The following is a 4,164-nucleotide window of genomic DNA, read 5'->3' as shown; positions in this document are numbered from 1 at the left end:
TACTTCAACCGTGTGGTGATGGGGCCGCGCCTGTTGGTGATCGATGAGATCGGCTACCTGCCCTTCGGGCGCGACGAGGCGAACCTGTTCTTCAACGTCGTTGCCAAGCGCTACGAGCGTGGCAGCATGATTCTGACCAGCAACCTGCCGTTCACGCAATGGGCCGGGACCTTTGCCGACGACCAGACGCTGACGGCCGCGATGCTGGATCGGCTCCTGCACCACGCCCACATCGTGCAGATCACCGGCGAGAGCTACCGACTCAAGGACAAGCGCAGAGCCGGCACCACTCCTTCGGCAACGGCAGCCGAATAACCGACGGATCCAGGGGGTCAATATTACTTCGGCGATTCAGAGCCAAAGAGGGTCACTTTTCAGTCGGCGTTGACACCTTCCGGCCAGTCATGCAGGATAGCTAGCCTCAATGCCTGCTCGATTCGCACGCTCTTGCCTAGGCGATCTGGTTGAAGACTGAAATATTCGATCAAGGGGGCCAAGGAGGCGCTTGGGGGCATAAGTTTTGCGCTCTCGGTTGATAGGGAGCCGAATTATGCCCTCAATACGGTCTATTGGTCCATTCCGCCCAGGGATTGGTCCATTGGGCGGCGTCTTGAGAACTGATAGCGTTCCCGCTGATAACCACACAAGGAACTCTCCATGACGCTGATCGACGCCCTACTGATCGACGGCACTGCTGCTGCGCTTATTGGCGGGCGCTGGCATGCCGGTAAATCGCATTTCCCCGTGACCAACCCGGCAACTGGCGAGACGTTGGCTCAGGTGGCCGACCTTGGCGCTGAAGATGCCCATGAAGCCGTAGCTGCAGCCCATGCAGCGTGGGGTAGCTGGAGGACAGTGCCAGCCAAGGAGCGTGCAGCCATCATGCGTGCATGGTTTGAACGTATTCATGAGCACGCCGAGGAGCTGGCCGAGCTCATAACCCTAGAGCAGGGCAAACCACTGGCTGAGGCTCGTGGCGAGGTGACCTATGGGGCAAGTTTTATCGAGTTTTTCGCCGAGGAGGCCAAGCGCATGGCGGGGGAGACGCCCCCAACTCACGCCTCCGACAAGCGCCTGCTGGTGCTGCGCGAGCCGGTAGGTGTGGTGGCTGCCATCACTCCATGGAACTTTCCCATGGCCATGATCACCCGCAAGTGTGCACCTGCCGTTGCCGCCGGTTGCACGGTTGTCATCAAGCCGGCCGAAGCGACACCGTTGACGGCCCTGGCACTAGCCAGGCTGGCCTGCGAAGCTGGTGTGCCCGAGGGGGTCATCAACGTGGTCACCGCCTCGACACCGGCAGCGGTCGGGGAGGTGCTGACTACCGACCCCAGGGTGCGCAAGGTGTCCTTCACTGGGTCAACACCCGTGGGCAAGAGGCTTCTGGCTCAGTGCGCCAGTACCGTCAAGAAAGTTTCCATGGAATTGGGTGGCAATGCCCCCTTCATCGTGTTCGATGACGCCGACCTGGACGCTGCCGTGTCGGGTGCCATTGCCTCCAAGTACCGCAATGCCGGCCAGACCTGCGTCTGTACCAACCGTTTTCTGGTGCAGGACGGTATTTATGACGCCTTTGTCGAAGCGCTAACGGAGCGAGTCAGGGCGCTGACGGTGGGGGATGGGCGCGAACCGGGAACGGTGGTCGGTCCGCTAATTAACCAGGCCGCTGTCGACAAGTTACAGCGGCACGTGGATGACGCCATGGACAAGGGAGCACGTCTGTTGTGCGGTGGTCGCCCCCATGAACTTGGCAACAGCTTTTTTGCACCGACCGTGATTGCCAATGCCACGAGTGTAATGTGCGTGGCCAATGAAGAAACTTTCGGTCCTCTGGCGCCAGTGTTCCGTTTTAAGGAAGAGCACGAGGCGATTGCCATGGCCAATGACACTCCCTTCGGTCTGGCGGCCTACTTCTATGCTCGGGACTACCGTCGGATCTGGCGCGTCATGGAAGGGCTGGAGTATGGAATGGTCGGCATCAACGAGGGGTTGATTTCAACCGAACTTGCACCCTTCGGTGGCATCAAGGAGTCCGGGCTGGGGCGCGAGGGTTCGCACCACGGCCTCGAAGAGTTCACCGAACTCAAGTACGTCTGTGTGGGCGGACTCTGACCTCGCCTGCTTACCCTGCTTGTCAAAACCCGTCTATCATCAAGGATGTCATCATGACCGATACGTTCACCAATGCCGAATTGAACGAACTCAAGAAGCGCTTCGTGGCCAACGGCGCTGCCACACCCACCGAGCAGTACGTGGCGCGTGCCGAGAACGCCGAGTTGTGGGACGAAGATGGCCGACGCTGGATCGACTTCGCCGGCGGCATTGGCGTGCTCAATCTGGGGCATCGCCATCCTCGAATCGTCAAGGCCGTACAGGACCAGCTAGAGCGAGTCATGCATAGCTGCTCGGCGGTGATTTCTTATGCGCCCTATATTCAGCTATGCCAAAAGCTATGTGAGAAAGCCCCGGTCAAGGGCCCCGAACGCAAGGCGATGCTGGTCAATACCGGTGCCGAGGCGTTGGAGAATGCCGTCAAGATTGCTCGCGCCGCCACTGGCCGCTCGGGTGTCATTACCTTCGACGGTGCCTTCCACGGCCGCACCATGTTGACCCTGGCCATGACCGGCAAAGTATTGCCTTACAAGAATGACTTCGGCCCCATGCCGGGCGATGTCTATCGTGCCCCCTACCCCAACCCATTGCATGGTATCAGTGATGAGATGGCCCTCACCGCGCTGGAGAAACTCTTCAAGACCGATATCCCGGCGCACCGGGTTGCGGCGATCGTCATCGAGCCCGTGCAAGGGGAAGGCGGCTTCTATATCGCCTCACCAAGTTATCTACAGGCGCTGCGTGAACTTTGTGACAGCCATGGCATCCTGCTCATCATCGATGAGGTGCAATCGGGCTTTGCACGAACCGGCAAACTATTCGCGCTTGAGCATAGCGGCATCGAGGCCGACATGCTGACCACGGCCAAGTCGCTGGCCAACGGCATGCCGCTATCAGCGGTCGTCGGCACCGCCGAGGTCATGGATGCCTCAGGCCCTGGCTCTCTGGGCGGAACCTATAGCGGTAATCCACTGTCTTGCGCCGCGGCGCTAGCCGTACTGGATACCATCGAAGAGGAAAACATCCTGGCGCGTAGCACGCAAATGGGTCGCTTGTTGGCCGAGCGCTTCACCGTCTGGGAACAACGTTTCGAGGGAGTTTCCAATTCCCGAAACCTCGGAGCCATGGCGGCCTTCGAATTACTGGATGCCAATGGTATGCCCGATGCCCCCTTGGCCCAGGCGTTGTGTTCAAAGGCCCGCGAGCAGGGTCTGATCCTGCTCTCCTGCGGCTTCTACAGCAACACTATTCGCGTATTAGTGCCGATTACCGCACCGTCAGACGTGCTTGAGGAAGGTCTCGCCATCATCGAGCGCTCGCTGGAAGCCGTGGCAAGCTGACAATACTGGCGCCATGTTAGGATTGCGTCAGTAAGACGCTGTTGCCACTTGTTTACTCTAGGCTCCGATGACCACTTCGGCATCGGGGCCCTGGATGCGGTTAGTTAGTCTTAGGCAGGTTCGCACACGCGTAGCGTCTCGTGCACGCCAGGTAATTCAGGAGTGGATACCTGGATCCCCCTGTCTGCGCCGGTGTCGCCCCCCGTCTAAACTCCCTTTCCGTGCTAAAAAAACCGCCTCTGAGCTGACCCCAATTAGTTGAACGGTTCATTTAGCAGTCACCACAAAAACCCCGCTGTTTACTGCTACGCTTCGAACTGAAAGGCCTTATTCAACGATTAGGGAACCACTGAACAAATCGGTTCTGAGCGGCTTAACCTGTTCTGGTCAAGTGAGGGCGGACACATTTTCAAGCCGCAGCAGCCAGTTCGATCTCCCTCGGTGACTGGTAGTCAAGGGTCGAGTGGAGCCGGCAGCTGTTGTACTCCATCTCGATATATTCAACGACATCACGCCGTGCTGCTTGGCGGGTCCCATATCGCTGGTCAGCCAGCCACTCGCTTTTCAGTGAGCCGAAGAAGCGCTCCATGACGGCATTGACGCTCCTATGTCAAGGCGAAGTGCTGGCGGCCTGCAAATCCTTGATGATCAGTGGGTAGAGTTCACGCACGATGTAGCGCTTGAGACAACGGTGGATCTCTTTCGTTGAGCG

At 58.8% G+C, this 4,164-nt stretch carries 3 protein-coding genes and 1 pseudogene; 3 read left to right on the top strand and 1 reads right to left on the bottom strand.

All coding sequences use genetic code 11. The features are described 5' to 3' along the window. The 3 genes from ACPF7Z_RS19275 to gabT form a co-directional block, all read left to right on the top strand. A partial coding sequence (locus tag ACPF7Z_RS19275; RefSeq protein WP_425194857.1) for an ATP-binding protein occupies nucleotides 1-315 on the top strand: 315 nt, incomplete at its 5' end. A 342-nt stretch (nucleotides 316-657) separates the two neighbouring features. Further along, the gene (locus tag ACPF7Z_RS19270; protein WP_425194856.1) at nucleotides 658-2,112 is read left to right on the top strand and encodes an NAD-dependent succinate-semialdehyde dehydrogenase; all 1,455 of its coding nucleotides are present in this window, start codon (nucleotides 658-660) and stop codon (nucleotides 2,110-2,112) included. Nucleotides 2,113-2,165: 53 nt separating this feature from the next. Continuing rightward, a complete protein-coding gene (gene gabT / locus ACPF7Z_RS19265; RefSeq protein ID WP_425194855.1) occupies nucleotides 2,166-3,452 on the top strand; it encodes a 4-aminobutyrate--2-oxoglutarate transaminase in 1,287 nt (428 codons plus the stop codon). A 409-nt stretch (nucleotides 3,453-3,861) separates the two neighbouring features. On the opposite strand, the pseudogene ACPF7Z_RS19260 reads toward gabT, so the two are convergent. Continuing rightward, nucleotides 3,862-4,050 (bottom strand): annotated as a pseudogene (locus ACPF7Z_RS19260) (IS3 family transposase); the annotation flags it as partial. Nucleotides 4,051-4,164 lie beyond the last annotated feature (114 nt).

The organism is Halomonas sp. GXIMD04776 (genome assembly GCF_049808615.1).
Lineage (GTDB): Bacteria > Pseudomonadota > Gammaproteobacteria > Pseudomonadales > Halomonadaceae > Modicisalibacter.
The sequence above is the reverse complement of the archived record's forward strand: the minus strand, read 5'-3'. Positions and strand labels throughout refer to the sequence as shown.

Bases quoted from the DNA above. Each gene is read 5' to 3' on its own strand.
- ACPF7Z_RS19270 (WP_425194856.1), top strand. From the start codon at position 658: ATGACGCTGATCGACGCCCTACTGATCGACGGCACTGCTGCTGCGCTT.
- gabT (WP_425194855.1), top strand. From the start codon at position 2,166: ATGACCGATACGTTCACCAATGCCGAATTGAACGAACTCAAGAAGCGC.